Origin of the sequence: Kineosporia corallincola (assembly GCF_018499875.1) — a bacterium.
GTDB lineage: Bacteria > Actinomycetota > Actinomycetes > Actinomycetales > Kineosporiaceae > Kineosporia > Kineosporia corallincola.
The window spans coordinates 113,545-137,953 of the sequence record NZ_JAHBAY010000002.1 but is presented as its reverse complement, the minus strand read 5'-3'; the positions used below and the strand labels follow the sequence as shown (position 1 = coordinate 137,953).

General features: G+C 71.1%; 25 protein-coding genes and 1 tRNA gene. 12 read left to right on the top strand and 14 right to left on the bottom strand.

All coding sequences use genetic code 11. The features are described from left to right. Positions 1–3 precede the first annotated feature (3 nt). The 3 genes from aztC to aztB are packed head-to-tail and all read right to left on the bottom strand — an operon-like array spanning position 4 to position 3,058. A complete protein-coding gene (aztC, locus tag KIH74_RS04875) occupies positions 4–915 on the bottom strand; it encodes a zinc ABC transporter substrate-binding protein AztC (RefSeq protein WP_214154547.1) in 912 nt (303 codons plus the stop codon). Then, positions 912–2,159, bottom strand: coding sequence for a hypothetical protein (locus KIH74_RS04870; protein WP_214154546.1), 1,248 nt, complete (start codon positions 2,157–2,159; stop codon positions 912–914). The genes aztC and KIH74_RS04870 overlap by 4 nt, the downstream gene beginning before the upstream one ends. Positions 2,160–2,173: 14 nt before the next feature. Continuing rightward, positions 2,174–3,058, bottom strand: coding sequence for a zinc ABC transporter permease AztB (aztB, locus tag KIH74_RS04865; protein WP_372491998.1), 885 nt, complete (start codon positions 3,056–3,058; stop codon positions 2,174–2,176). Between the two features lie 38 nt (positions 3,059–3,096). On the opposite strand from aztB, the gene aztA reads away from it, so the two are divergent. The 3 genes from aztA (at position 3,097) to KIH74_RS04850 (ending at position 5,116) form a co-directional block, all read left to right on the top strand. Continuing rightward, positions 3,097–3,744: a zinc ABC transporter ATP-binding protein AztA gene (gene aztA / locus KIH74_RS04860; protein WP_214154544.1), complete on the top strand. Its 648-nt coding sequence runs from the start codon at positions 3,097–3,099 to the stop codon at positions 3,742–3,744. A 102-nt stretch (positions 3,745–3,846) separates the two neighbouring features. Continuing rightward, positions 3,847–4,215 carry an HPF/RaiA family ribosome-associated protein gene (locus tag KIH74_RS04855; protein ID WP_214154543.1) on the top strand — a complete coding sequence of 123 codons (369 nt, stop codon included), beginning with the start codon at positions 3,847–3,849 and terminating at the stop codon, positions 4,213–4,215. Positions 4,216–4,513: 298 nt separating this feature from the next. Next, positions 4,514–5,116: a hypothetical protein gene (locus KIH74_RS04850; protein ID WP_214154542.1), complete on the top strand. Its 603-nt coding sequence runs from the start codon at positions 4,514–4,516 to the stop codon at positions 5,114–5,116. Here the strand turns inward: KIH74_RS04850 and KIH74_RS04845 are convergent. Beyond that, positions 5,037–5,984, bottom strand: a complete 948-nt coding sequence (locus KIH74_RS04845; protein ID WP_214154541.1) for a LysR family transcriptional regulator — start codon at positions 5,982–5,984, stop codon at positions 5,037–5,039. The two genes, KIH74_RS04850 and KIH74_RS04845, sit on opposite strands and share 80 nt — an antisense overlap. 140 nt (positions 5,985–6,124) lie before the next feature. Between KIH74_RS04845 and KIH74_RS04840 the strand changes: the two genes are divergently transcribed. Continuing rightward, positions 6,125–6,871, top strand: a complete 747-nt coding sequence (locus KIH74_RS04840; protein WP_214154540.1) for an SDR family oxidoreductase — start codon at positions 6,125–6,127, stop codon at positions 6,869–6,871. A 58-nt stretch (positions 6,872–6,929) separates the two neighbouring features. Here the strand turns inward: KIH74_RS04840 and KIH74_RS04835 are convergent, their stop codons facing one another. Together KIH74_RS04835 and KIH74_RS04830 are read right to left on the bottom strand one after the other, a co-directional pair. Beyond that, on the bottom strand, positions 6,930–7,367 hold the full coding sequence (locus KIH74_RS04835) for a VOC family protein (protein ID WP_214154539.1): 438 nt from the start codon (positions 7,365–7,367) through the stop codon (positions 6,930–6,932). Positions 7,368–7,527: 160 nt separating this feature from the next. Then, the gene (locus KIH74_RS04830; RefSeq protein ID WP_246571536.1) at positions 7,528–7,872 is read right to left on the bottom strand and encodes a metallopeptidase family protein; all 345 of its coding nucleotides are present in this window, start codon (positions 7,870–7,872) and stop codon (positions 7,528–7,530) included. 132 nt (positions 7,873–8,004) lie between these two features. Here KIH74_RS04830 and KIH74_RS04825 point away from each other — a divergent pair, with 132 nt between their 5' ends. After that, positions 8,005–9,147, top strand: a complete 1,143-nt coding sequence (locus KIH74_RS04825) for an epoxide hydrolase family protein (protein ID WP_246571534.1) — start codon at positions 8,005–8,007, stop codon at positions 9,145–9,147. 115 nt (positions 9,148–9,262) lie between these two features. Here KIH74_RS04825 and KIH74_RS04820 read toward each other — a convergent pair whose 3' ends face one another. The 4 genes from KIH74_RS04820 to KIH74_RS38355 all read right to left on the bottom strand — a co-directional run bounded on the left by KIH74_RS04820 (position 9,263) and on the right by KIH74_RS38355 (position 14,359). Further along, a complete protein-coding gene (locus tag KIH74_RS04820) occupies positions 9,263–10,351 on the bottom strand; it encodes an alpha/beta fold hydrolase (protein ID WP_214154536.1) in 1,089 nt (362 codons plus the stop codon). A gap of 155 nt (positions 10,352–10,506) precedes the next feature. Further along, positions 10,507–11,706 (bottom strand): L-talarate/galactarate dehydratase, encoded by a 1,200-nt coding sequence (locus tag KIH74_RS04815; RefSeq protein ID WP_214154535.1) that lies wholly within the window; start codon positions 11,704–11,706, stop codon positions 10,507–10,509. A gap of 59 nt (positions 11,707–11,765) precedes the next feature. Further along, on the bottom strand, positions 11,766–12,686 hold the full coding sequence (locus KIH74_RS04810; RefSeq protein ID WP_214154534.1) for an RCC1 domain-containing protein: 921 nt from the start codon (positions 12,684–12,686) through the stop codon (positions 11,766–11,768). Between the two features lie 146 nt (positions 12,687–12,832). Next, a complete protein-coding gene (locus KIH74_RS38355) occupies positions 12,833–14,359 on the bottom strand; it encodes a GGDEF domain-containing protein (RefSeq protein ID WP_214154533.1) in 1,527 nt (508 codons plus the stop codon). A 129-nt stretch (positions 14,360–14,488) separates the two neighbouring features. Between KIH74_RS38355 and KIH74_RS04800 the strand changes: the two genes are divergently transcribed. From KIH74_RS04800 to KIH74_RS04790, 3 genes are all read left to right on the top strand, one after another. Beyond that, positions 14,489–16,036: a serine/threonine protein kinase gene (locus tag KIH74_RS04800; protein WP_214154532.1), complete on the top strand. Its 1,548-nt coding sequence runs from the start codon at positions 14,489–14,491 to the stop codon at positions 16,034–16,036. Between the two features lie 406 nt (positions 16,037–16,442). Beyond that, positions 16,443–17,414 (top strand): GlxA family transcriptional regulator, encoded by a 972-nt coding sequence (locus tag KIH74_RS04795; protein WP_246571635.1) that lies wholly within the window; start codon positions 16,443–16,445, stop codon positions 17,412–17,414. 150 nt (positions 17,415–17,564) lie between these two features. Then, complete coding sequence (locus KIH74_RS04790) at positions 17,565–17,915, top strand: hypothetical protein (protein ID WP_214154530.1); 351 nt, start codon at positions 17,565–17,567, stop codon at positions 17,913–17,915. A 25-nt stretch (positions 17,916–17,940) separates the two neighbouring features. Here the strand turns inward: KIH74_RS04790 and KIH74_RS04785 are convergent, their stop codons facing one another. From KIH74_RS04785 to KIH74_RS04770, 4 genes are all read right to left on the bottom strand, one after another. Further along, the gene (locus tag KIH74_RS04785) at positions 17,941–18,447 is read right to left on the bottom strand and encodes a hypothetical protein (protein WP_214154529.1); all 507 of its coding nucleotides are present in this window, start codon (positions 18,445–18,447) and stop codon (positions 17,941–17,943) included. Positions 18,448–18,492: 45 nt separating this feature from the next. Further along, the gene (locus tag KIH74_RS04780) at positions 18,493–19,278 is read right to left on the bottom strand and encodes a substrate-binding domain-containing protein (protein ID WP_246571531.1); all 786 of its coding nucleotides are present in this window, start codon (positions 19,276–19,278) and stop codon (positions 18,493–18,495) included. A gap of 137 nt (positions 19,279–19,415) precedes the next feature. Beyond that, positions 19,416–19,503: transfer RNA gene (locus KIH74_RS04775), tRNA-Ser, on the bottom strand. A 281-nt stretch (positions 19,504–19,784) separates the two neighbouring features. Next, the gene (locus KIH74_RS04770; protein ID WP_214154527.1) at positions 19,785–20,210 is read right to left on the bottom strand and encodes a MarR family winged helix-turn-helix transcriptional regulator; all 426 of its coding nucleotides are present in this window, start codon (positions 20,208–20,210) and stop codon (positions 19,785–19,787) included. A 70-nt stretch (positions 20,211–20,280) separates the two neighbouring features. Between KIH74_RS04770 and KIH74_RS04765 the strand changes: the two genes are divergently transcribed. The 4 genes from KIH74_RS04765 to KIH74_RS04750 all read left to right on the top strand — a co-directional run bounded on the left by KIH74_RS04765 (position 20,281) and on the right by KIH74_RS04750 (position 24,392). After that, positions 20,281–21,225, top strand: a complete 945-nt coding sequence (locus KIH74_RS04765) for an NAD-dependent epimerase/dehydratase family protein (RefSeq protein ID WP_214154526.1) — start codon at positions 20,281–20,283, stop codon at positions 21,223–21,225. A 234-nt stretch (positions 21,226–21,459) separates the two neighbouring features. Then, positions 21,460–22,197, top strand: a complete 738-nt coding sequence (locus KIH74_RS04760) for a septum formation family protein (RefSeq protein ID WP_214154525.1) — start codon at positions 21,460–21,462, stop codon at positions 22,195–22,197. Beyond that, positions 22,194–22,586: a DUF4280 domain-containing protein gene (locus KIH74_RS04755; protein ID WP_214154524.1), complete on the top strand. Its 393-nt coding sequence runs from the start codon at positions 22,194–22,196 to the stop codon at positions 22,584–22,586. Before KIH74_RS04760 ends, KIH74_RS04755 begins: the two co-directional genes overlap by 4 nt. Positions 22,587–22,826: 240 nt before the next feature. After that, positions 22,827–24,392, top strand: coding sequence for a phage tail sheath family protein (locus KIH74_RS04750; RefSeq protein WP_214154523.1), 1,566 nt, complete (start codon positions 22,827–22,829; stop codon positions 24,390–24,392). Positions 24,393–24,409: the final 17 nt, after the last annotated feature.

Below are 24,409 nucleotides of genomic sequence, written 5' to 3'. Positions count from 1 at the left end.
TTTTCAGGGACTCAGACCGCGAGCGATACGCTCGGTGTTCGCGCGCATCAGGTCGAGGTAGGTGGGGGCGTCGCCGTCGGCGGCGGTGAGGGACTCGGTGAACAGCTCGATCACGTCGACGTCGACGTCGGCCTCGTCGGCGAGGACCTGCACGAGCCGGTCGGGCTGGGACGACTCGGCGAAGATCGCCGGCACGCCAGACTTTTCGATGGCGGCGGTGAGGTCGCGCAGGTCGGCCGCACTGGGGGCGGCCAGGGTGGTGCCGCCGGGGATCACGGCGCCGACGATCTGGAATCCGAAACGTTCGGCGAGGTAACCGAACACGTGATGATTGGTGACGAGCGCGCGGCGGTCGGCGGGGATCGCCGCGAACGCGGTGGTCATCTCGGTGTCGAGGTCGGCCAGCTGCTGGCGGTAGGTGTCGGCGCTGTCGGCCAGGAGGGTGGTGTCGATGCCGTCGATGCCGGCCGCGGAGGCCTCCAGGGCGTCGACGACGTCGATCATGGCGGCCGGGTCGGTCCAGAAGTGCGGGTCGGGACTGCCTTCGGCGTCGCCGGAGGCATAGGGGACGACGTCGATGACGTCACCGGCCACGAGCGTGGGCGCACCGGCGGCCGAGGCCCGGTCCAGGTGCTGCTGGAGGCCCTCCTCCAGGCCGAGTCCGTTGGAGACGACCAGGTCCGCGTCGTCCATGGCCGCCGCCTGCCGGGCGGAGATCTCGAAGGAGTGCGGGTCGGCGTCCGGCTGCATCAGCGTGGTCACCTCGGCCTGCTCCCCCAGCACCTCCTCCACCACATCGCCGAGGATGTTCGTGGTGACGACGACCCGTGGGCCCTTGCTGTCCGTCGTCTGGGTGCACCCGGCCAGCCCGAGCGCGGCGGCCGCGACGAGAACCGTGATCCGGAAGGGTTTCATCGTCCGGTCTCCGCGAGATGAACAGGAACGGTGGGCATGGTGAGCGTGCGTGCCACGCGGGCCTGGTCGGCGTAGTCGATCTCGTACACCACGCCCTCGGCGGCGGCGTTCACGTAGGCGCGCTGGGCGTCCACCGTGACGCTCACGCCGCCGGCCAGGTCCGGGTCGGCGAGGCTGGTGGCCAGCAGCGGTTCGGTGACGGCGAGCTGCTCGCCGGTCCCGGCGTCGTAGACCTGCACGGTGCCGTCCTCCCCGATCGCGACGACGTGCTCGCCGGCGTCGTCCACGGCGGCGGCCGCGACCACGCCGGTGGTGGTCTCCAGCCGGTCCCAGCTGCGCTCGCGGGTGTCCAGCAGCCAGATGCCCTGGCCGTCACCGATGCCGGCGACGGTCGGGCGTCCCTTGCGCGCGGCGAAGACGGTGGCCGGGGCGTCGTCTCCGGAGGGGTACGGAACCCGTTCCAGCACCGGGTTCTCGCCCTCGAAGGTGGCCAGGACCGCGCCGTCCGAGCAGCCGATCACCAGGGCGAGGCGGGTGGTGATGGTGCCGGAGGCGTGCGGGCAGGCGATCGAGGTGATCGTCGAGCCGTCGGCGCCGACGGCGTCGAGCCGCGTGGCGGAGGTTCCGTCGTCACTACGGCTGACGACCGCGCCCTCGCCCAGCGGCGCGGCCAGGCCGTCGTGCGGAGTGCCGGTCACGCGCAGGGTCTCGGTGATCTCGCCGTCCGACAGGGCCTGGTTGTCGAGCAGGACGGCGTCGCCGGAGCCGGGGAAGAACACGCCCGTGGTGCCGGCGGTGGACAGCATGCCGGTGGCGACACTGGCAATGCCGTCGCCGTCCAGGCGCCCGAGAGTCGTTGCCCCGGAACGGTAGTAGTGGAAGTGGTCGACGTGGTCCCAGGTCCACACGCCGCTGTCGAGGATGCTCACGCCGGAGGCGTCGGCGGCGAACACGTAGCGGCCGTCGGTGGTGACCTGATCGGCGGGTTCGACGGCGTCCAGCGCGGTTTCGGTTCCCTCCAGCAGGTCGAGCAGGGACACCTGCCCGCTCGCGTCGAGGGAGACCAGGTGCAGTTGCGGCTCGGCGACCTCACTCGCTCCCTCGATCGCACCGTGTGCCTGCGTTGAGGACGCTTGTGACGCCGGGGTTTCGGGGGTGGACGCCGTGGCGCAGCCGGCCAGGGCGAGCAGGGCGGCGGTGGCCAGGGCCGTGATGGTCGGAGCCGGTGGAATTCGCTGGTGCATCGTCACTTTCTGGTTCACGAGTCGAGCGCGACGGGTTCGGTGCGGGGACGCCGCTCGGGGACTTTGTTTCCGCGTCGCAGGGGGGCGAGGGTTCCGGACGCGGCGGCGAGGACGATCGCGGTGGCCGCGATCGAGGCGCCGGCGGCGGTTTCGGCGTACCAGGAGCACAGCAGCCCGGTGGCCACCGACAGCACGCCGAAGGCGATGGCCAGGAGCATGCGGGCGGGGATCGTGGTGGTCCATGGGCCGGCGGCGACGGCGGGGGCGAGCAGGAGCCCGACCACCAGCAGGCTGCCGACGGCCTGGAACGAGGAGACCACGGCCAGGGTGACGAGGCCGACCAGCGCCAGCTGCGCGAGGTGCGGGCGCAGCCCGAGGGTCTGGGCGATGCGGGCGTCGAAGGCCAGGGCGACGAAGTTGCGGTGCATCACCACGGCGACCGAGGTGGCGAAAACGGTGACGATGATGAGGGTTACGAGGTCGTGGCCGTCGATGGCGAGGATGTCGCCGAACAGCATGGCGGTGGCGTCGGTGGCGAAGCTGCGCGAGTGCGACACGATGATGACGCCCAGCGAGAGCATGCCCACGAACAGCAGCCCGATGCTGGTGTCGTAGGACAGGCGGCCGCGGCGTTGCAGCACACCGATGAGCGCGCTCATGGTGATCGCGCTGATCGCGCCACCGAGCATGACGGGGGCGCCGGCCACGGTGGCCAGGGCGACCCCGGGCAGCATGCCGTGGCCGATCGCCTCGCCCAGGAAGGCCATTCCGCGGATCACCACCCAGGTTCCGACAACGCCGCAGATCACCGCGACGAGCGCACCTCCGACGAGGGCACGCAGGACGAAGCTCACGCTGAACGGATCGGTCAACCACTGCACGATCCGCACCTTACACATGAATGATAATCGTTCTCAATTTCGTTTAAGCTGGGCCCGTGAACGCTGAGCCCGCTGAGACCGCCGTCCGTGCCCGCAACCTGCACTTCTCCTACGACGACGTGCCGGTGCTGCACGGCGTCGACATCGACCTGGGCTGGGGCACGCTGACCGCGATCGCCGGTCCCAACGGGGCGGGCAAGTCGACGCTGGTCGAGATCCTCGCCGGGGTGCGCACGCCCGGGGCCGGCTCGGTGGAGCGGGCCGGGCAGGTGGCCCTGGTCGTGCAGCGTCCGGCCGCCCCCGACGCCCTGCCGCTGACCGTGCGCGACGTGGTGACGATGGGCACGTGGAACGCCCGCGCACCCCGGGCCACCCGCCCGACGCGAGCTCAGCGGCGTCTTCAGGTTCAGGACGCACTGGAGCGCGTGCAGCTGGCGGACCTGGCGGCGCGGCCGTTCTCGGCCCTGTCCGGCGGCCAGCGCCAAAGGGCGCTACTGGCGCAGGGAATCGCCCGGCAGGCGAGGATCTTCCTGCTCGACGAACCGGCCGCCGGGCTGGACGCCGACAGCCGCGAGCGCACCCGCGAGATGCTGGCCGCCGAGGCCGCGCGCGGCGCCGCGGTGGCGTGCGTGACGCACGACGAGGAGTCCATCGCCGGCGCCGGCGTGGTGGTGCGCCTGGAGCGGGGCGCACGCGTCCTGTAGTCCGTCGACGCAGGTCAGGGGGTGTGCTGACGTCTCCCGTCGCGACATCGCCGGGTCTGTGGAACGCTCACGTACAGCGTCAAGATCGCAACGGAGGTAGACGTGCAGATTCAGGTTCAGACCGACAAGAACATCCGCACGGCCACGGACTGGATCGAGGAGGAGCTCGAGAGCTCGCTCTCCCGGTTCGCCGAGCAGCTGGTGCGTGTCGACGTGCACCTGAGCGACCAGAACGGTGACAAACCGGGGACCGACGACATCCGCTGCGGCCTGGACGCCCGGATCGCCGGCGTGAAGTCCGTGGTGGTGACCCACTCGGCCGCCAACGTGCACGACGCGTACCACGGCGCCCTGCACAAGCTGACCAAGTCGCTGGAGACCAGCACGGCCAAGCTCTCGGCCCGCCGCGGACGCGACTCGATCCGCACGGCGCCGGAGTCGCAGGAGCTGCCGGAGGAGATCGTTTCCTGAACCGGGTTCCGCCGAGTATTCAGCGCTGACGGGCACATCCTCCGCAGGATGTGCCCGTCAGCGTTTGGGCACGACCACATGCCCTGACTCTGGCGCCGTCGTCCGTCGGGGAGGGACGCCGCTGGGTTCGGTCCGCGACGGGCGCGGACTACGGCCCGTACCGGGGTGCGGGACTTCGGCCTGCCCCAGGAGTGAGCTGGACCGAACGCGCCGGGCCGTGCGGACCGGCTGGTTCAGATCGGCGGCAGTTCTGGACTCTGGCAGCAGGCATACTTGCGCAGTGGTTGTCATGGTTCGTATGGGCCGCCCTGATCTGCTGATTCTCGCGCGGCACCGGCCGGTTCGGGCTTTTGCCGGGCCGACGTCGCCGGACGGATGGACGCCGGTCCGCCCCGACGTCGGCCCGTCCGTGCGGGCGCGCGAGGTGACGGGCCCCGGGGTGGCGTTCGTGGACGTGCACGACGACTCCGAGGCCGAGGACGGGGTGCACCTGCACGTCAGTGACGGCGAGCGCGAGGCGCGTGTGCTGTGGCCGTGGGCCGGGCCGGTGTCCGGCTCGGTGGTCGAGGCTGCCGGCCTGCTGACCGGGTTGTTCGGGGTGCCGGATCGGGCCGCCGCGCTGGAGACTGTTCTGAGGCAGCGGTTCTCGTGCGAGGAGGAGCTCACCGAGGCACTCGGCGAACTGCTCGACCTGCCCGGCCTGGACGACCTGCCCGATCCCGTGCCGAGACGGGCAGTCGTCGCGTTCGCGGGCGCGGCCGACACCGGCCCGGGGCCCTACAGCGCCGCCTGGACCACCGGCGATCCGCTCACCGGTGTGTCTACGGTTCTTCCGAGGAGAGCTCAGAAGTGTTGCGGTAGAAGCCCACTCGGGCTTTCGCCAGGCGCTGGAAATCCTTGACGAGGGAGTTGGTCTCGCCCGGTCGAGTGGCCACAGCGATGCCGGCGGGCGAAAAACCCGTGGCTTCGACGACGGCCAGATCCTTCCGGCCACTCAGGCGACGGTCGGTGGCCGGCAGCACGGCCAGAGCCTGCCCGTTGGCGATCATCTCCAGCTTGTCCTCGATTCTGCCCGCGCTGAGCGGAGCCAACGGCTGAGAGTCGTTGACGGGGCTCGGCTCCAGCACCCAGAAACCTGACCAGGTCGGTGCTGTCCGGGTGCAGGCGACCCACGAGTCGTCCGCCAGGTCTTCCGGGGAGAGACGGTCATAGCCGGCAAGGGGATGAGACAGGGGCAGCACGAGTACCTGGGGCTCGTCGTCCAGGACCGTGAACAGGTCGAGGTCGGCGTCGGGGACAGGGACCGGAGTACGAACGAGCACAGCATCGACGATGCCCTCGTCCAGGGCACGCAACTCGTCCCAGTGCAGATGCCGGGTACGGACGTAGGCATCGGGATGGAGACGGCGCAGATCCCGGACGGCCGGGGTGACGACCAGGTCCTCGACGTAACCGATGGTGAGGGCGCGGCCGGGGAGCACGTGGTGAGCGGCCTGGACCGCAAGATCGGCCTGACGTAGCAGGCCGATCGCGCGAGGCAGGAAGACTTCGCCGGCCAGGGTGAGGCGGCTGCCCTGTGCGTGGCGCTCCAGCAGGCGGGTTCCGACGATCTGCTCCAGACGCCGGATCTGGCGGCTCAGCGAGGGCTGGGCAATGCGCAGTTCCTGCGCGGCCCGGCCGAAGCTGAGATGTTCGGCGACGGCGACGAAGTACGTGACCAGGCGCAAGTCCAGCTGGGATCCGCGGCCTGGCCCGGCGGGATTGGCCATGACACGAGCTTAACCGCGATGTCGCTGCCGTATGGCGGGGGTGCGAATCAGGTCTTGGACGCCGTCGCGCTCGCCCCGGTTGACTGAATCCAAGGCCTGAACAGCCGGTCTCGTCCCCCGCGAACCCAGGAGTGCTTGACATGGGAAGATTCGAAGGTAAGAACGTCGTGATCACCGGCGGCAGTACCGGCATCGGCCTGGCCACTGCCAGCCTGCTGGTGAACCAGGGCGCCCGGGTACTGATCAGCGGGCGGGACGAGGTGGCCCTCAAGGCCGCTTGCGACCACCTCGGCGACGGGGCGATCGCCGTGCGCGGCGACGTGTCCTCCATGATCGACATCGGGGTGCTGGCTGATCGCGTCCAGCAGGAATTCGGGACGATCGACGCGCTCATCGCCAATGCCGGGGTCACGGTGCACGAACCGTTCGAGTCGACGAGTGAGGAGAGCTTCGACCTGCTCTTCGCGGTCAACGCCAAGGGGCTCTACTTCACGGTGCAGCGCCTCGCGCCGCTGCTGGCGGACGGCGCCGGCGTGGTGCTGACCACCTCGGCGGTCAACATGCTCGGATATCCCATGGTCAGCGCCTATGCGGCCAGCAAGGCCGCGGTCCGCTCACTCGCTCGCAGCCTGGCTCGGGAGCTGCTGCCCCGGGGAGTCCGGGTCAATGCGGTCAGTCCCGGGCCGATCGACTCGGGCATCCTCGATCGTGCCGGGATTCCGCACGTGATCGTCGAGCAGACCAAGGTCCGGATGGCGGCGGAGATCCCGATGCAACGCCTCGGTCATCCGGAAGAGGTGGCCAAGGCGGCTGCCTTCCTGGCCTTCGAGGCCACCTTCACCACGGGCGCGGAACTGGTCGTCGACGGTGGGGGAACCCAGCTCTGACCTGAACCGCGGCAGGGAGCACTACGGTTTCCCCTACGACGACTACGCCAGCCACCGGTCAGCTCTGCTTCAGCTCCTGGGCCAGCATCACGATGATGCCGCTGGGGCCGCGGACGTAGGTCAGCTTGTACACGTCTTCGTAGGTCGCCACACCGCGCAGCGGGTAACAGCCGTGCCTCGCCGCGATCTCCAGGGCCTCATCGAGGTCGTCGACGGAGAAGGCGACCCGGTGCATGCCGATCTCGTTGGGCAGCGTCGGATTCGTCGCGATGGCGGCGGGGTGGATGTACTCGAAAAGCTCGAGACGGCCGTTGCCGTCCGGTGTCTGGAGCATGGCGATCTTGGCGTGGTTGCCGTCGAGGCCGACGGCGGTGTCGGCCCATTCCCCGCTGACCGCGTCCCGGCCGAGCACGGTCAGACCGAGGTCGGTGAAGAAGGCGATCGTCGCATCGAGGTCCACGACCGCGATGCCGACGTTCTCCAGCTTGATGGGCATACGCAGTACGGTACCGAGTCGGGTGGTCCTCCCTGCACACCGACCGCGTTCTCACCCAGGCTCCCCCCTCCCCCCGCGACGGCGGCTGCGGCGGCGCCTGCTGAACCTGCTTCGCCGGCTCCGGACGTCCCCTCGTACAACGCGGCCGACAGCGCGCTGCTCAGCTCCAGCCCAGCTGGTGCAGGCGCGCGTCGTCGATGCCGAAGTGGTGGGCCACCTCGTGCCGCACGGTGATCCGTACCTCCTGCGCCACCTGTTCCGCGTCCTCGCAGACGGCCAGCGTCGGGTTGCGGAAGATCAGAATGCGGTCGGGCAGGCTGCCGGCCGCCCACCACTCGTCCCGTTCGGTCAGCGGCGTGCCGTCGTACAGGCCCAGCAGATCGGGTTCCTCCGGCGGGGCGTCGTCCTCCACCAGCACCACGACGTTGCGCAGCCGGCGTGTCAGCTCCGGCGGGATCTCGTCCAGGGCCTGCGCGACCAGTTCCTCGAATGCTTCCCTGCTCATCTCCACCACGGTGCCGATCCTTCCCTATGCTGCGGCGGAGCGCAGCGGTGTCACCCATGGCCGGACGGCGAAGGAGGCCGGTCTACCGCATCGACGTCCGAAACCGTCTCGCATCACGTAGTTTCGATGACCATGACCGACGACGCGCTGGTCCCGTTCACCGTTCATGTCCCGCAGGCCGAACTCGACGACCTCACCGAACGCATCCGCCGCACGCGCTGGCCCGAGCCCGCGACGGTCGCCGGCTGGTCGCAGGGCATGCCGCTGGAGCACCTGCGGCGCCTGTGCGAACGGTGGGCGGGCGGCTACGACTGGCGGGCCGCGGAGGCCCGGCTGAATGCCTGGCCGCAGTACCGCACCGTCATCGACGGCCTGGCCATCCACGTCCTGCACGCGCGCTCGCCGCACCCGCAGGCGCGTCCGCTGCTGCTCACCCACGGCTGGCCCGGATCGGTCCTGGAGTTCTCGAAACTGATGACGCCGCTGACCGATCCGGCCGATCCCTCGGACGCGTTCCACGTCGTCGCGCCGTCGCTGCCCGGTTACGGATTCAGCGACCGGCCCACCGACAGCGGATGGGGCATCGAGCGGATCGCCGCCGCCTGGGCCACGCTCATGGCTCGCCTGGGTCACCGCCGCTACCTGGCCGCCGGCAGCGACTGGGGCACGAGCATCACCAGCCTCCTGGCCGTCCAGGACGCCGCGCACGTGTGCGCCGTCCACCTGGTCCCCCCGCTGGCGCCACCCGGCCCGCAGACCGACGTCACCGATTGGGAGCACGCCGCTCTGGAAGACCTGAAAGCCGCCACCGCGAACGGTTCCGCGTACTCCGAGACGCACCGCACGCGTCCTCAGACGATCGGCTACGCACTGACCGACTCCCCGGCCGCGCTGTGCGCCTGGCTGGGTGAGAAGTACCGGCTGTGGAGCGACCACGACGATCCCGGCAACGACCTGAGCGACGACGACGTCCTCGACGCGGTCACGCTGTACTGGCTCACCCGCACCGGCGCCTCCGCGGCCCGCCTGTACTGGGAGAGCATCGACACCGTGAGCTCGTGGTTCACCCACGGCGGCGGTCCGGTCGTCACCGTCCCCGTGGGCGCATCCGTCTTCGCTCACGAGACGCCCCGGATCTCCAGGCGCTGGGCCGAGCCCCGCTACCGCGACATCCGGCTGTGGCGCCGGCACGAGCACGGCGGCCACTTCGCCGCCCTCGAGGCACCACACACCCTGATCACCGACCTGCGAGACCTGGCCCGGCTGACCTGGTGAGCGGGTTCCCCGATCGTTCTTCCCTGGCCCGAAAACGTTTTGGGACGCCTGGATCAGTCGCGCGGTCGGGTCGGCATACGGCTCGGGCCCCGCCGGACTTTCGTCCGGCGTCCCCTCAAGAGACCACGGACGACGACCAGGCCAGCATGGCCGCGTAGGTGAGACGGCGGGTGGTGGACAGCCCGACCGAGTGGCCGGTGGCGGGGATCACCACGACCTTCAGACGTGCCGCGGGCTGATAGTACGCAGCCTCCCCGGCGAGGACCGTGCCGCTGTCGGTGCAGTCGGCATGGCCCTGGCCGCAATACGTTTCGTCTTTCTGCCCGTTGAGCACCAGGACCGGCACGTCGATCTGCCGGGTGGCCGACAGCGCCGGCGAGGCGGGGGTGAGCAGGCCGGCCACCTCCTCGAAGTTCACGGCCGGCTGGAACGACTTCGCTCGTTCCTCGGCGGCCAGGACGCGCGGGCTCACCGTGGCCGGGGCGTAGAACATCGCGCGGCTTCCCGGGGTCGTGGTGGTGTATCCGTCGTCGAGGCCCAGGCCGGCGAATTTCGGTTCCTGGTTGGCCAGTTCGACCGTGTCGGCGGTCTCCTCGAAATGCTCGGTGTTGATGGCGTGGAGCATGCCGGTCGCCAGGAACCCGTCGGCGTCGTGGTAACGGCTGATCTCGAACGCCCCGACGATCGAGCCGTAGGAGTGCCCCACCCAGACGACGCTCCGGAACCGGTGGCCCCCGACCGCGCCGGCGCGCAGTGCGGTCACCACGTCGTGCAGGGAGACCGCTTCGGCGTGAGCGGTCACGGTGCCGGACGGCGGCGTACTGCTGCGGCCCGAACCGATGCGGTCCACGGCGAACGTGGCGAATCCGGCCGCCGTCGCGGCGTCGACGTAGGAGTAGTGGGGACCCGCCTGGCGAAGGTCCCAGTACTGGTGGTCGTACGTACCTCCTGCCACGAGCAACTGGACGGCGGACGGCGGCCTGGCCCCGCGCCAGCACAGCCGGCCCCAGACGGAGAACGCTGCCGGGCCCGGGTCGGACAACCGGACCGGCAGGACCTGATCGGTGCACCTCCGCTCCGGCCCCGCCGCGGCGGCGGTGGCGGTCGGGGCCGGCCCGCACAGCAGGCAGCAGACGGCGGCCCCGGCCACGAGCACCGTCAGCAGCCGGGCGAAAACCTTTCCGCGGGAGACGAAAAGCCTCATCACCGGCGCCTGGACAACGGCCGGAGGGTTTCGGTGAAGATCATGATGACCGACCTCGGGATCCTCGCAGGGGCGGACAGGCATCACCGTCGGAACCCGTACCGTGTCGGCCGACCATGATACGAGGCTTTTGGGCGTTTTGTCGGCATCCGGATTCAGTCGGCGAAACCGCCTCCCGCAGTGCCCGTCTCGGTCGTCCACGCCCGGGCCTGCTCGCTCAGGGAGAGCCCCAGGCCGGGCCGCCCGGGCACGACCATCCGGCCCTGCCGCAGGTCCAGCCGCTCGTTCCACAGCGGCTCCAGCCACTCGAAGTGCTCCACCCAGGCGGTGTGCGGGTAGGCCGCCGACAGGTGCACGTGGATCTCCATGGCGAAGTGCGGCGCCAGGCTCACCCCCGCGTGCTCGGCCAGCGCCATCAGCTTCAAAAACGGCGTGATCCCGCCGATGCGGGGCGCGTCCGGCTGGAGGTAGTCGACCGAGCGCAGCCGCAGCAGCTCGGCGTGCTCGGCGACGCTGGTCAGCATCTCCCCCGTCGCGATCGGGGTGTCCAGGGCGGCGGCGAGCTGGGCGTGGCCCTCGGCGTCGTAGGCGTCCAGGGGCTCCTCGATCCACTCCAGCCCGAACGTCTCCAGGGCCCGGCCCATGCGCAGGCCGTCCTGCCGGTTCCACTGCTGGTTGGCGTCCACCATCAGCGTCACGTCGTCGCCGACGGCCTCCCGCACCGCGGCCACCCGGGCCAGGTCGGCCTTGCGGTCGGGCTGGCCGACCTTCAGCTTGATCCCGCCGATCCCGCCGTCCACCGAGCGGCGGGCGTTCTCGGCCACCGCCTCGATCGGCATCGACAGGAACCCGCCGGAGGTGTTGTACGCGGCCACCGTGTCACGGTGCGCGCCGATGAGTTTCGCCAGCGGCAGCCCGGCCCGCTTGCCCTTCAGGTCCCACAGCGCGATGTCGAAAGCGGCGATCGCCTGTGTGGACAGGCCGCTGCGGCCCACCGAGGCACCGGCCCAGACGAGTTTCGTCCACAGCCGGGCGATGTCGCTGGGGTCCTCGCCCAGCAGGTTGCCCGCCACCTCACGGGCGTGGGCGTACATGCCCGGGCCGCCGGCCCGCTTGGAGTAGGCCCATCCCAGGCCGCTCAGACCGGACTCGGTGGTGATCTCGGCGAAGACGAAAGCGATCTCGGTGAGCGGCTTCTGACGTCCGGTGAAGACCTTGGCGTCGCTGATCGGGTTGCCCAGCGGCAGGAACGCCAGCGAGGTGCGCACTCCGGTGATCCGGTCACCGGCGGCCTCCCCCGCGCCCAGGTGCAGACCGGAAAGATCAGGGACGACGGTACTGGTCTCGAGCGTCATGGGATCTCCTTCGATCGTCTCCCCCGACGCTAAGCCACCGGCTCGACACCGGTCCAAGATCAATCGGACATCGCGCGATACCGGATCGACATGTCCCCGCCGGCCGGCCCGGCCGCCCAGCCCGCGACGTCGCACTGCCCGTGGTCGTTGTCACCGGTGGCGAGAACCCCGCCGTCGCGGCGAAGCCCCAGCGTGTGGGCCGCTCCCGCGGCTACCGCGACGACGTCGCGCCAGGCCTGCACGTCGCACTGCCCGCGGCTGTTGTCACCGGCGGCCAGCACCCGCCCCCGCGCGGTGAGAGCGACGGTGTGATGACTGCCGGCGGCGATCGCGACGACGTCCTGCCAGGTGCCCATCTGGGCGATCGCCGACGCCGGGTTCCCCGTGACCAGCACACGTCCCTCGACCGTGAGCCCGGCCGAATGCAGGTAGCCGGCCGCGACCATGCGCAGATCGCGCCAGTGCCCGACGTCGCACTGCCCCCGCCGGTTGTTACCGGTGGCCACCGCGGTCCCGTCCGCCCGCAGCCCGGCCGAGTGCCAGTCGCCGCAGGTGACGGCGACGATCTCGCGCCAGGAGCCGACCTCGCAGGCTCCCTCGTCGGGCCGGCCGGCGGCGAGCACCCGCCCGTCGTCCAGCACACCCAGCGTGCGCCGCCATCCCGCCGCCAGGGCGACCACCCGCTCCCAGGCGCCGACCTCGCACTGGCCGTCACCGTTCCAGCCGGTCGCGAGAACCGTTCCGTCGCACCGCAGACCGACGGTGTGCGACCGGCCGGTGTTACGGGCGGCGTGCACGTTCCCGGCGGCCACCGCCACGATCCGGCGCCAGTCCCCCACCCGGCACTCCGCCGGGCTCCCGGTGCCCGCGGCCGCCACCGAGCCGTCACGGCACACCGCCACCGAATGACGTCTCCCGGCGGCGATCACCGGCCGGTCGGCACCGGGCCGCTCCGGCGACGCGGCTGAATGCGTGGACATCGGGCCGCCTTTCCTCGAAGCGGTCACATGCTATCCGCCTGCGGTCACACCGTTCGTGACGGTCTGACACCGGCCCCAGGGATCCCGAAAGACCTGGGGAGAGAGAGGTAGTTTCTCGCCGGTCGACGGCCTGTCCACGCCCGGCATCACCGAACTACGTCTTCTGCGCTGAGCACGGTGCCGGGCCGGTCCCCGGGCGCCGGCAGCGTCTCACCGGCCGGGGCGGCGGTACGGACCTGGTCGCGCCCGCCCGCCTTGGCCGCGTAGAGCGCCTCGTCGGCGCGGGCGAACACGGCCGACGCCGACTCCAGCCCGTCCCAGCAGGCCACGCCCGCGGAGAAACTCTGCCCCGCGGGGGTGACGGCCCGCATCGCGTCGGCCAGGGCCACGGCCGAGGGCACGTCGTGCCCGAGCAGCAGCAGCACGAACTCCTCGCCACCCCAGCGACCCAGCATCGCCGAGCGTCCCACCCCGACCCCGGCGTGGGCGTCCTTCATGCACTGCCGCCACGCCGCGCCCGCCGCGACCAGCAGGCTGTCGCCGGCCTGGTGGCCGTAGGTGTCGTTGAACGACTTGAAGTGGTCCAGGTCGAGGATCGCCACGCACAGCGGCAGGCCCTCGGTGCGGGCCCGGGTCTGCATCCGTTCCAGTTCCGCGTCGCTGGTGCGCCGGTTCGGCAGGCCGGTCAGGGCATCGGTGCGGGCCAGGTCCGCCAGCCGGGTCGCCTGCGCGTCCAGGCGCCGCAGCAGCCCGGACATCCGCCAGACCACCAGCAGGAACAGCACCACCGACGACAGCGCCACCGCCCAGGCCGCGAGCGGCACGCCCAGCGCCAGTTGCAGCAGCAGGGTGCCGGGGGCCACCAGGCTGGCCAGGGTGAGCGCGATCAGCCGGCCACGGGTGAAGCGGGTGCCGACGTCGCCGGTGTTGCCGTCGGTGAGATGACGCATCGACGGATGCAGCGCGGCCGCCGCGAAACACACGTAGCTCAGCAGCCAGGGCAGCGTGATCGCGCCGCCGGTGTAGGTCTCGGTCATCGACGTGTACTGGTAGGCGCAGTCGGCCAGCAGCAGCAGCGAGTTGCCCGCCACCAGCCAGCGGAACGCCGGGCTGCGCGCGCCCTTGGTGGTGAGCAGGCGCACCAGCAGGGCCAGCAGCAGCACGTCGCTGAGCGGGTACGCCGCGGCGAGCACCTTGGCCTCGACCGCCTCCCCGGCGGCCTCCAGGCCGGGCCGCATCAGCAGCACCCAGCTGATCAGGACCGACCCGACCGTGAAGATGGCTGAGTCGATGAAACCCTCACGGTCGCGCTCGCCGCGCCGGGCCCGCACGAAGCACCAGAACCCGGCCGCGATCAGCACGTAGCTGGCCAGGTAGAGGGCGTCCGCGGGTGACGGGAACGGGGAGATGTGCAGGATCCAGGTGAAGACGGCCCACATCAGGTCGGCCGTCGCCCACACCACGACGCCCGCGGTGACCAGCCACCAGCCGGCGGGCGAGGGCGGCCGGTGGCGCCGGACGCCGACGACCATCATCGCGATGCAGCCGAAGGTGACGGCGGTGTACAGGGTGTCGCGCCCCAGTCCCACCGGCAGCAGGACGCAGACCAGGGAGAGCACCACGCCGACGGCCAGATGTGGTCGCAGGAGGGCGTCCACGCGCACAGTGCTCACCGTTCGTGCGTCGACACGTCGATCAGCGAGCTGAGGTGCGCGTACCCGTTCGGCTCAGGCCTGGGTGGGCTCGGTGGCCCTCCCGGGCCACCGGCGTCCCCTGACAGCCCGGGATGACAAGATGCCCCGGTGCCTCACCTGTTCCCGCTGCTCAACGGCGACCCCACCGAGATCTCCGGCTACCGGATCACCGGGCGTCTGGGCTCGGGCGGGCAGGGCGTGGTCTACCTCGGCGTCGATGCCGACGGTGAGCAGGCCGCGGTCAAGATGCTGCGGGTCGAGGACGACACCTCGCGCACACAGTTCGCCAAGGAGGTCGCCAACGCCCGGCGGGTGGCACCGTTCTGCACGGCGCAGATCCTCGACTTCGACGTGGACTCGGCCTCCCCGTACGTGATCAGCGAGTTCATCGAGGGCTCGTCGCTCCAGCAGTTCGTGGCCGCGCGGGGCCCGCTGTCCGGCCCCCGGTTGCAGCGCCTGGCCATCGGCACCGCCACCGCGCTCACCGCGATCCACCTGGCCGGCGTGGTGCACCGCGACCTGAAACCGGGCAACGTGATGATGTCGCCCGAGGGACCCCGGGTGATCGACTTCGGCATCGCCCGCGACCTGTCCAGCCGCACCACCGTGGCCGGCGGAGTGTTCGGCACCCCGGCCTACATGTCTCCCGAGCAGTTGCGCGGCGAGCGCGTCGGACCGGCGAGCGACCTGTTCTCCTGGGCCTCGGTGATCGTGTTCGCCGCCGTCGGCCGGGCCCCGTTCGCCACCGAGCACCCGATGGCCAGCATCAACAAGATCGCCCACGAGGAACCCGACCTGTCCGGCGTCCCCTGGGAACTCCAGGCGGTCCTGCGCCGGTGCTTCAGCAAGCAGGCCGAGCACCGGCCCACCGCCCAGCAGGCCCTGGCCATGCTGCTGGGCCGGCCGGGCGACGCCGACACCCCCAGCGCCTCGGCCGTGCTCGCGGCCGGCACCGAGTTCGTCGAGGCCGGCGCCGATTCCCTCGGCACCGGCAGCCCCGCGACCGTCTGGCCGCGGGCTCTGGACGTCTCCGGCGAGAACCCGACCTGGGACGGCACGACGCCGGTTGTCTCCCCACCGATCACCGGCGCCGGGCCGGCCCCCTCGCGCCGCAAGCGGCTCACCGTGGTGACGGTCGGCGTGCTCGCCGTGCTGGCGGCCGGGCTGCTCGGCGTCGACATCTACGCCCGGACGAACTCCGCCCCCACCTCCTCCCCCACGCCTGGCACACCGGCCAGCACGGCGGCAGGCACACCGACCAGCACGGACGACGCCGGCGTGCAGGTGCCGGACGGCACCCTGCCCGCGGTCCTGGCGGGAACCTGGACGGGCACGGTGACGCAGCATTCCGCGACGGACGACGAGTGGCAGTGGCTGGTCGAGCTCGACCTCACCGCCGGCCTGGGGGATCCCGGCACGATGAAGGCCACCGACCTGGACTGCGTGTCCTACGTGACGGTGACCAGGGTGAGCGCCACCTCGGCGCATCTGCGGGCGCCGGTGCTGGCGGCCGACAACCCCCAGGGGTCCTGCGCCTCTCTCGGCGAGATCACCGTGAAGCTGAATCAGGCGGCCGGCACCCTGAACTTCGTCTGGCAGGACAGTGACGACCCGACCAACACCGGCCGGGCCACCCTGTCCCGGGTGAACGGCTAGTCGTCCAGTGCCACGGTCCGGCGGGCCTTGAGGGCCTCCTCGACCGTGCGCACGTCCCGCGGGTAGGTCCGGCCACACGCCGAACACCACCATCGTCAGCGCTCAACTGGCCAGGGCGGTCAAGGCGGCGAAGTCCTTTTCGCTGAGCTTGATCTCGTCGGCAGCGACGTTCACCTCGAGGTGCGCGGTCTGGGAGCTACCGGCCGGCCGACACCGCCAGGGTCGCCTGGCCAACGGGACCTGCGTGGAGATCGGCATCGGGACCGGGGTACTGACCGGCCCCAGAACGAACGTCCCCTCCAGTCGATCGTCCCCGGGCGGCCAGAAGGACAGCCTGCCGTTCAGCCCCGCCGTAATACAGCGGCGCGAACGCCAACCATCGGAAGTTTCGTGCCATCATGGCGAAATGCCAGCTTTTCGGCGAATAACCGCCTACGCACCACAGGGTGTGACGGGGCTGAGCATCGGTCTGGTGAGCGGAGTCTTCGCCCCTGCCGGGGTCTTTGATCTGCGTCCTGGCCTGCCCGAGTTCGAGCTGACGATCTGCGCCAAGCGTCCGGGGGTCGTGCGGACCGAGGGGGGCGTGGCCCTACAGGTCGAGCACGGCCTGGAGGCGTTCACCGAGGCAGAGCTGATCATGATTCTGCCTGGCACGGGCTTTCGCGAGGACCGCACCGACCCCGTCCTGAACGCGCTGAACGCCGCTCACCAGCGAGGAGCGATCGTGGCCGGCCACTGCGTCGGTTCCTTCGTGCTGGCCGCCGCCGGCCTGCTCGACGGCCTTGACGCGACCACCCACTGGCAGTACGCCGACGAGATGGCCGCCACCTACCCCAAGACCGTGGTCCGGCGCGATGCGCTCTACATCGATCACGGCCAGATCTCCACCGGGGCCGGTGCCACCGCCGGAATGGACCTGAGCCTCCACCTGCTGCGGACCCACCACGGTGCGGCGGTGGCCAACCGCATCGCCCGCGACCTGGTCACCCCGCCGCACCGGGCCGGAGGTCAGGCTCAGTACCTGGACACACCGATTCCGGACGGCAGCGACGAGGACAGCTTCGCGGAGGTACTGGCGTGGGCCCGCTCGAACCTCGGCCACCGGCCCTCGGTGGACCAGCTCGCCGCGCGCGCGATGACCAGCCGTCGCACCTTCCTGCGCCGGTTCAAGCAGGTCACCGGGACGTCGCCGCACGCCTGGCTGACCAGTCAACGGCTCCTGCGGGCAGAGGAACTACTGGAGACGACCGACCTGCCGGTCGAGCACGTCGCCCACCACGCGGGCTATGCCAGTGGCGCGTCCCTGCGCGGGCAGTTCCTTCAGCATCGGGGAGTCTCACCCCGGGAGTATCGGCGCACCTTCCGAGGCCAGCCGTAGATCACTCCCACCGGGCGAAAGGGGTGTGCGGGGCGCCGCCGCGGAACGACGTCGCCGCAACGCTCGAGATCGCTCCTCATGACCGGCCACCCTCGACCGTAAGGACCGGAGTCAGTCACCATCCGCCGGCGCAGGTCCAGGAGCCCTCACATGAAGCATGTCGTCCTCGCTGTTGCCGCCACCGCCGCGATCACGGTCGGTTCCGCGGGCGGCGCCCACGCCGACACCCACGCGGCCGCCAAGAACCCCAGCTGCATGACGGTCAAGGAGTACGACAAGCTCCGGACCGGGGACACGCTCAAGAAGGTCGGCAAGGTGGTGGGCGGCAAGGGGCGCGTGCTGTCCTGGGGCGAGTACGACGGATACCGCAGTGAGGTCAGGACTTTCACCGCCTGCGCCCCCTACGACCGGTACTCGACGATCGCGATCTCGTTCTCGAACGACGGCTACGGAACCCCGCTGCGGGTCGACGCCGCGTCCTCGTACTGGGTCCACAACTGAGCTGGGCCGGTGGCGAGCCCCGCGCTCACGAGGTGGCCCTCTCGCTGCGGAAGACCGCAGCGGCCGGTCCCGCCGGCACCGTGACCACCGCATGAGCGCCGGCCGCGCGGGTACGCCATTCGGCGGCCGTGCGCACGGAGAGCGTGGGGGCGGCGAAGACGACGACGTCCTCGGTCCCGTCGTTGCGCAGCTCGTGGCGCACGCGGAGGCCGCCGTCGTCGAGGACCAGGCGCGTGCGCACCGAAAGATCCGTGAACTGGTCGATCTGGGTCACGACGGCCGCCGCGCCGGCCTTCTCCACCGCGGTCTCACCGGTCGGGTGCAGTCGCGCGCCGACCGTCGCCCCCCGGTACCCGAGCGTCATGCGCTCATGACGTTCGGACGCCGTGAGCACCTCGACGAGCGGATGCGGGCGTACCGCCTCGGCGCCGTGGACCGTGAGCGAACGCAGCTCGACGGGTGCCTGACCCGATGCGCCGAGCACCGCCCGCAGCGCGCCCCGGCTCAGGACCACCTCGGCGGGCGCACTCATCGGGTGGCCACCCTTCCTCTGGGTGCCTCAGCTTCTCTGGGTGCCTCAGCGCCGAGAGCAAGGGCTCGCTCCCCGACCACCGCGTCGGTCCGGTCGTTCCCGGCCATGGATGTCCTCCTTGACGATCGACAGGGGCGCTCCGCCGCAGGACATGCGGGGACGGCGTGTGCGGACAGGGCGGAACCGGCCCGGTCGACCCAGCGCGAACCTCGACAAGAACGCCTCCCCCACAGTCGCGTACGTCGTTGGAATCCCGGCCCTTCCGGACCGGAGGATGTCAGGACGCCGTCTCCGCCAGGGGTTCGGGCGCCCGGCGTCCAGGGGCCCGAGCGGGCGGGGCGGATCGAGAGTGGTTGTTCCTCCAGCGTCTTCGACGGTGGAGGCGCGAACGACCAGCTCGGGGTCGACGATCTGCTGGCGCGAGCCGAAAGTGAGCACGGGTTCGCCGAGCTCCGACAAAAGCAGGTCGTACGCGGTCTCGCCGATCGCCTCGCCCGGGGCGCTGATCGTGGAGAGCGGGATCGCCGAGACGGCGGCGATCTCGTCGCCGTCGAAGCCGATCACGGCCACGTCGCGGGGAACGTCGATACCGAACGAGGTGAGCCCCCGCACGACCCCCAGGCCGACCATCTCGTTGACCGCGAAAACCCCGTCGGGGAGCCGGTCGCGCCGCGAGGCCATCTCGACGCCGGCCGCGAAACCCGCGTTCATACTGCGGTCGTCGGCGCGCGGCACCGTGAGGCTCGCACCGGAGACCTCCCGCACCGCGCGGCTGGCGCCAGCCCTGTGTACCGAGCCACTCGACGATCGGTTCCGCCTCGTGCGGGGCATGGACGCGGTATCCGCCGCCCGGCAGCACGAGCACGACATCGACCGGGGATCGGGTCACACCGTTCGCCCTACCCAATGGACGAGGCAACCGCCGTCGGGATCAACCACGCGCCCGGTGCGACCGATCGAACAGTGCGCGGAGAGTGCAGGATTCGAACCTGCGCGAGCCCTGGGGACCCGTACGGGTTAGCAACCCGCTGCCTTCGACCGCTCGGCCAACTCTCCCGATACGAGAACGCCTCCCTCGGAACGTTTTCCGGAGGCGGTATCTCGTCGTCCCGACCCGGATCAGGACGACGAGAAAGCCATCGGACGGCACTCCGCACACGACGGACTGGAGCGACTCCAGGACGAACAGCCGTGCATCGGGACCCCTCTCGAACATCCGGCCGGTGGGTACGGGCACGAGAATGGCACGGGACCACGGGTGCCGCCAGCCATTTATCCCACTCCCGAAAACCGTTGCACGGCAGAGGATCTTACGAGGAAATGGAACGCGGCGCGTCTCAGTCCTCCAGCAGGGTGCGCAGCGTGCGGCGCAACTGCTCCCCCGCCCGCGGACTGATCCCGGCGAGGAAATCCGTCTCGGCCTTCTGGTAGACAGCCTGCGCCTCGGCGAAGGTGCGCTCGCCCTGCCCGGTCAGCTGCACCACGTTGCGGCGCCGGTCGGCCGGGTCGGGACGGCGGCCCACGATGCCCTTGCGCTCCAGCCCGTCGAGCAGCGCCACCATCGTGGTGCGGTCGACGCCCAGGGTCTGCGCCACCTGCAACTGCGACGTCGGCTCGCGGTGGGCCAGCACCCGCAGCACCCCGAACTCCTTGCCGTCCACCCCGAGCGGCAGCAGCGCATCGTCGACCAGGGTCGCGAGCCTCAGCGTGGCGTGCTTCAGCAGATACGCCAGGACGTCGTGCGGGGCGGGCTCGGTGGACATGCGGCAAGTCTACGCCTAGCCTGATCGTCAGCAGTGCTGACGATCAGCACTCGGACGAGAGGTTGCTGTCATGATCCTGATCACCGGCGGGGCCGGCTTCATCGGCTCCCACACCACCCGCGCCCTGGCCGAGGCGGGCCAGGAGTGCGTGCTGCTCCAGCGCCGCTCCCCCGAGGTGCCGCCGCACCTGGCCGGCCTGCCCGTGCACACCGCGCAGGGCGACGTCGCCGACCTGAGCACCCTGCTGGCCGCCGGCGAGAAGTACCCGATCACCGGCATCGTCCACCTCGCCGTCGCCCTGCCCTGGGGCGACACCGGTGACGACCCGGTCGACGCCTCCGGCCGCTCCGTCGAGGCGTTCCTCAACATCGCCCGCGCCGCCCGCACCTGGGGCGTGCGCCGCATCGTGACCGCCAGCACCATCGGTGTCTACGACCTGGGCCACGAGGGCGCCCTGCGCGAGGACATGCCGTTGTCGCTGGCCCCCTCGCACCCGATCCCGACGTTCAAGAAGATCACCGAACTGCTCGCCGGTCACCTGTCCGGCGTCACCGACCTGGAACTCGTCAGCGCCCGCATCTCCGGCACCTGGGGCCCGGGCGGCCACCAGCCCGACCCGTTCTTCGCCGCCCCCTCGCTCGCCCTGGCCGCGGCCCGGCGCAGCACGCCGGACCTGTCCGGGATGCTCCACCCGGCCCACGCCGACGACGCCCTCGACCTGCTCTACGTCAAGGACACCGGCCGCGCGCTCGCCCTGCTCCAGCTGGCCGACGAGCTGAACCACACCACCTACAACGTGGCCTCCGGCCGCTCCACCAGCAACGCCGACGTGATCACCGCGCTCGGCACCGTCGAACCCGGCTTCGGCCACGACCTGCCGGTGGCCGGCAACGGCCCGGCGAACTGGCTCGACATCACCCGCCTGCGCCAGGACACCGGATTCGAGCCGCGTTTCGACACGGCGAGCGCCGCCGCCGACTACGTGGCCTGGCTGCGGGCGGGCAACGAGCGCTAGATCGCGGGTCCTCCCGGTGACCGGGTGGGCGACCGGCGCCGGGGTCGGTCGGTCCGGGCTCAGGACGACGGGGCGGCGGTGTGCGACACGGCTGGGCGCGCGCTCACGGCCGCCGGGTGGCGGGCGCGACGGCCCGGGCGACGGGCCTCCGGCGTGTGAGAGCCCGGCGTGACCCACTGACCTGCTAGTTTCGGCGACCGGGTGGGAAAGTGTTGCCGTACGGGGGAGATGGGCGTGAGTGGGCGTGCCGGGCTGGTGGCAGTCATGGCCCTGACCACCGTCGCCCTGTCGGCGTGCTCCTCCGATGCCCTGCCGCACCAGGTCTGGGTCACCGAGCTGAAGGTGAACGACTGCTTCAACGTCTCTCGCGACCGCGAGCTCGAGGCGGTCAGCGAGGTCGTTCTCGTGGACTGCGGCGAGCCTCACGATCTCCAGGTGTACGCCAAGGTCCCCTATCCCGGGGAGCAACGGGGCGGCGAGAAGACGCCCGCCAACGGCATCTCGGACCAGGAGTACCCCCGGGAGAAGCTCGTGCAGGCCGCAGCCCGCGAGGACTGCGCCCAGCGGTTCCGGACGTATCTGGGCGCCGCCGACATCAGGTCGGACGCCGACATGCCCTCGAAAAGGTATGCCCTGAGCTATCTCTACCCATCCGTCGAGTCGTGGACCGAGGCGGGGAGAACCAGGCTGGAGCTCGGCCTGGCCGGCCGCCTGATCGATCAGCCACCGGCACCCGAGCGGGCGGCCGTCTGCCTGGTCCGCTCCCGCGTCCTGAAACTGCGCACCCCCGGCGCGAATCCGACGGACCGGCTCACCGGACCGGTCCGGGACGCCCCACCCGTCACCACCGGCCCGAGCCGGTCCACCAGCCTGACCGCCACCCCGACTGCCGGGCCGACCACCAGCCCGACCAACAGCCCGATCACCACACCGTCAGCCGACCCGTCCCCGAGCCGGCCGGCGTCCCGGTGAGCCCGCTGCCGGTGGTCAACGGTGCTCTGCTCCAGTGCTCGATGGGCACCGTCCCCTCGGCCCTGGGGGTGCTGCCGCTGAGCCGGGTGACGATCGAGGGCCAGCCCGCCGCGCGCATCACCGACGTCGTGCCGGGCGTCAACATCAAGCCGTTCGGGCTGTGCCGCAGCCTGCTCAACCCGGCCGTGGCGGCGGCCACCACGGCGGCGCTGGGTGTGCTCACCCCGATGCCGTGCCTGCCGGTCCCCACCGGCCCGTGGATCAGCCCGGTCGCCCGCACCGTGGCCGGCGGCCTGCCGCTGCTGGGGTCCGGGAGCACCTGCCTGTGCGCGTTCGCCGGGGTGATCGCCGTGCGGCTGCCCGGCACCCTGCGTAGCCAGGTCAGCTGACCGCCGGACAGGCAACTGTCCTCGTCCCCGATCGTCCCTGGTGCTCAAGCTGGTCCGGCTGCCCACCGAAAGCAGTCTCGGTTGCTCCGTTTCGGGGATCCTGCCACCTACCGGTGCAGAGGGATCCGGATCAGTCCGAGGCGGCCGGATCCTGAGGACGGATCCACGGAGGTGGCCAGGGCGATGGGGCCCGGCCACCTCCGCGCAGCCGGTTCCCGCGACCCCCAGGAGTTCCCGAGCATGCCCACCTACACCGCGCCGGGTGTCTACGTGGAGGAAGTTCCCTCCTCGCAGAAGGTACTGTCGGCCGCGCCCACCGCCGTGGCCGCGTTCGTCGGCTTCACCGAGCGCTTCCCGACGGACGACCCGCGGGACCCCGAGGGCCTGGCCCCGCGGCTGGTCACCAGCTGGACGCAGTTCGAGACGCTGTACGGCTCGTTCATCGCCGGCGCGATGCTGCCGCTGTCGGTGTACGCCTACTTCCAGAACGGCGGGAACCTCGCCTACATCGTGCGGGTTCCGCACACCGCGCCGGCCGGGGCCCCGTCGTCCATCGCCCTGCCCGCCGCCGACCGCGCCCTGGGCGCCCCCCTGAGCATCGAGTCGCTGGAGCCGGACGCGCAGCTCAGCGTGTCGGTGCACCCGGAGGAACCGGCCGAGCCGGACGGCCCGGTCACGTTCCGCCTGGAGGTGCACGAGGGCGGCGAGACCGTCGAGTCGTATTCGGGTCTCACGCTCGACGGCGCCGGTGAGGCCGGCACCCAGGTCAACGGCACCTCCACCCGGGTCAAGGTGAAGGTGGAGGTCAGTGCCGACGCCGACCTGGCCACCCAGCTGGAGCTGCTGCGCCCCGGGCACTACGAACTGCTCCAGGCCCAGCCGGTACCGGTGCCGGTCACCGGCCGGTCGTTCGCCGGCAGCGAGACCGAGCGCCGCGGGCTCGGCGGCCTGGCCATCGCCGACGACGTGACGATGGTGCTGCTGCCCGACCTGATCACCGCCGCTACCGGTGAGGACGGCACCGTCGACCTCGGCCTCTGGAAGGCCGTGCAGACGTCCCTCATCACCCACTGCGAGCAGTACACGAACCGGATGGCGATCCTCGACGCGCCACCCGGGATGAGCACGCAGCAGATCAAGGAGTGGCGCAGCGACACCGCCATGTACGACAGCGCTTTCGCCACCATGTACTACCCCTGGGTGAAGGTGGAGAACCCGGTCGGCAGCGGCGCCGACAAGGAGATGCTGGTGCCGCCGAGCGGGCACGTCGCCGGTCTGTGGGCACGCACCGACGCCACCCGCGGCGTCTGGAAGGCCCCGGCCAACGACACCCTGCGCGGCGTGCTCGACGTGGAGCGCGCGATCAGCCAGAACGAGCAGTCGCTGCTGAACCCGATCGGGATCAACTGCATCCGGCCGTTCGGCGTGCGTGGCATCCGGGTGTGGGGCGCGCGCACCCTGACCAGCGACACCGACTGGCAGTACATCAACGTCCGCCGGCTGTTCAACATGGCCGAGAAGACCATCCTCGACGGCACCCAGTGGGCGGTGTTCGAGCCGAACGACGTTCCCCTGTGGGAGGGCGTCAAGCGCACCCTGAATGCGTTCCTGCGTGGGCTGTGGACCGACGGCGCCCTCGTCGGCTCCACCCCCGACCAGGCGTTCTACGTGAAGTGCGACGAGGAGACCAACCCGCCCGAGAGTGTGGACGCCGGGCGGCTGATCGTGGAAGTCGGTCTGGCCCCGGTCAAACCGGCCGAGTTCGTGGTCTTCCGGATCGCCCAGCACAAGCAGTCCGCCGCCTGATCCCGTAGCTCGAGGAG

Excerpts from the sequence above, each read along its gene's own strand:
- aztC (WP_214154547.1), bottom strand. The coding sequence starts at position 915 with ATGAAACCCTTCCGGATCACGGTTCTCGTCGCGGCCGCCGCGCTCGGG.
- KIH74_RS04870 (WP_214154546.1), bottom strand. The coding sequence starts at position 2,159 with ATGCACCAGCGAATTCCACCGGCTCCGACCATCACGGCCCTGGCCACC.
- aztB (WP_372491998.1), bottom strand. The coding sequence starts at position 3,058 with ATGTGTAAGGTGCGGATCGTGCAGTGGTTGACCGATCCGTTCAGCGTG.
- KIH74_RS04850 (WP_214154542.1), top strand. The coding sequence starts at position 4,514 with ATGGGCCGCCCTGATCTGCTGATTCTCGCGCGGCACCGGCCGGTTCGG.
- KIH74_RS04845 (WP_214154541.1), bottom strand. The coding sequence starts at position 5,984 with ATGGCCAATCCCGCCGGGCCAGGCCGCGGATCCCAGCTGGACTTGCGC.
- KIH74_RS04840 (WP_214154540.1), top strand. The coding sequence starts at position 6,125 with ATGGGAAGATTCGAAGGTAAGAACGTCGTGATCACCGGCGGCAGTACC.
- KIH74_RS04835 (WP_214154539.1), bottom strand. The coding sequence starts at position 7,367 with ATGCCCATCAAGCTGGAGAACGTCGGCATCGCGGTCGTGGACCTCGAT.
- KIH74_RS04830 (WP_246571536.1), bottom strand. The coding sequence starts at position 7,872 with ATGAGCAGGGAAGCATTCGAGGAACTGGTCGCGCAGGCCCTGGACGAG.
- KIH74_RS04825 (WP_246571534.1), top strand. The coding sequence starts at position 8,005 with ATGACCGACGACGCGCTGGTCCCGTTCACCGTTCATGTCCCGCAGGCC.
- KIH74_RS04820 (WP_214154536.1), bottom strand. The coding sequence starts at position 10,351 with ATGAGGCTTTTCGTCTCCCGCGGAAAGGTTTTCGCCCGGCTGCTGACG.
- KIH74_RS04815 (WP_214154535.1), bottom strand. The coding sequence starts at position 11,706 with ATGACGCTCGAGACCAGTACCGTCGTCCCTGATCTTTCCGGTCTGCAC.
- KIH74_RS04810 (WP_214154534.1), bottom strand. The coding sequence starts at position 12,686 with ATGTCCACGCATTCAGCCGCGTCGCCGGAGCGGCCCGGTGCCGACCGG.
- KIH74_RS04795 (WP_246571635.1), top strand. The coding sequence starts at position 16,443 with ATGCCAGCTTTTCGGCGAATAACCGCCTACGCACCACAGGGTGTGACG.
- KIH74_RS04790 (WP_214154530.1), top strand. The coding sequence starts at position 17,565 with ATGAAGCATGTCGTCCTCGCTGTTGCCGCCACCGCCGCGATCACGGTC.
- KIH74_RS04785 (WP_214154529.1), bottom strand. The coding sequence starts at position 18,447 with ATGAGTGCGCCCGCCGAGGTGGTCCTGAGCCGGGGCGCGCTGCGGGCG.
- KIH74_RS04780 (WP_246571531.1), bottom strand. The coding sequence starts at position 19,278 with ATGCCCCGCACGAGGCGGAACCGATCGTCGAGTGGCTCGGTACACAGG.
- KIH74_RS04770 (WP_214154527.1), bottom strand. The coding sequence starts at position 20,210 with ATGTCCACCGAGCCCGCCCCGCACGACGTCCTGGCGTATCTGCTGAAG.
- KIH74_RS04765 (WP_214154526.1), top strand. The coding sequence starts at position 20,281 with ATGATCCTGATCACCGGCGGGGCCGGCTTCATCGGCTCCCACACCACC.
- KIH74_RS04750 (WP_214154523.1), top strand. The coding sequence starts at position 22,827 with ATGCCCACCTACACCGCGCCGGGTGTCTACGTGGAGGAAGTTCCCTCC.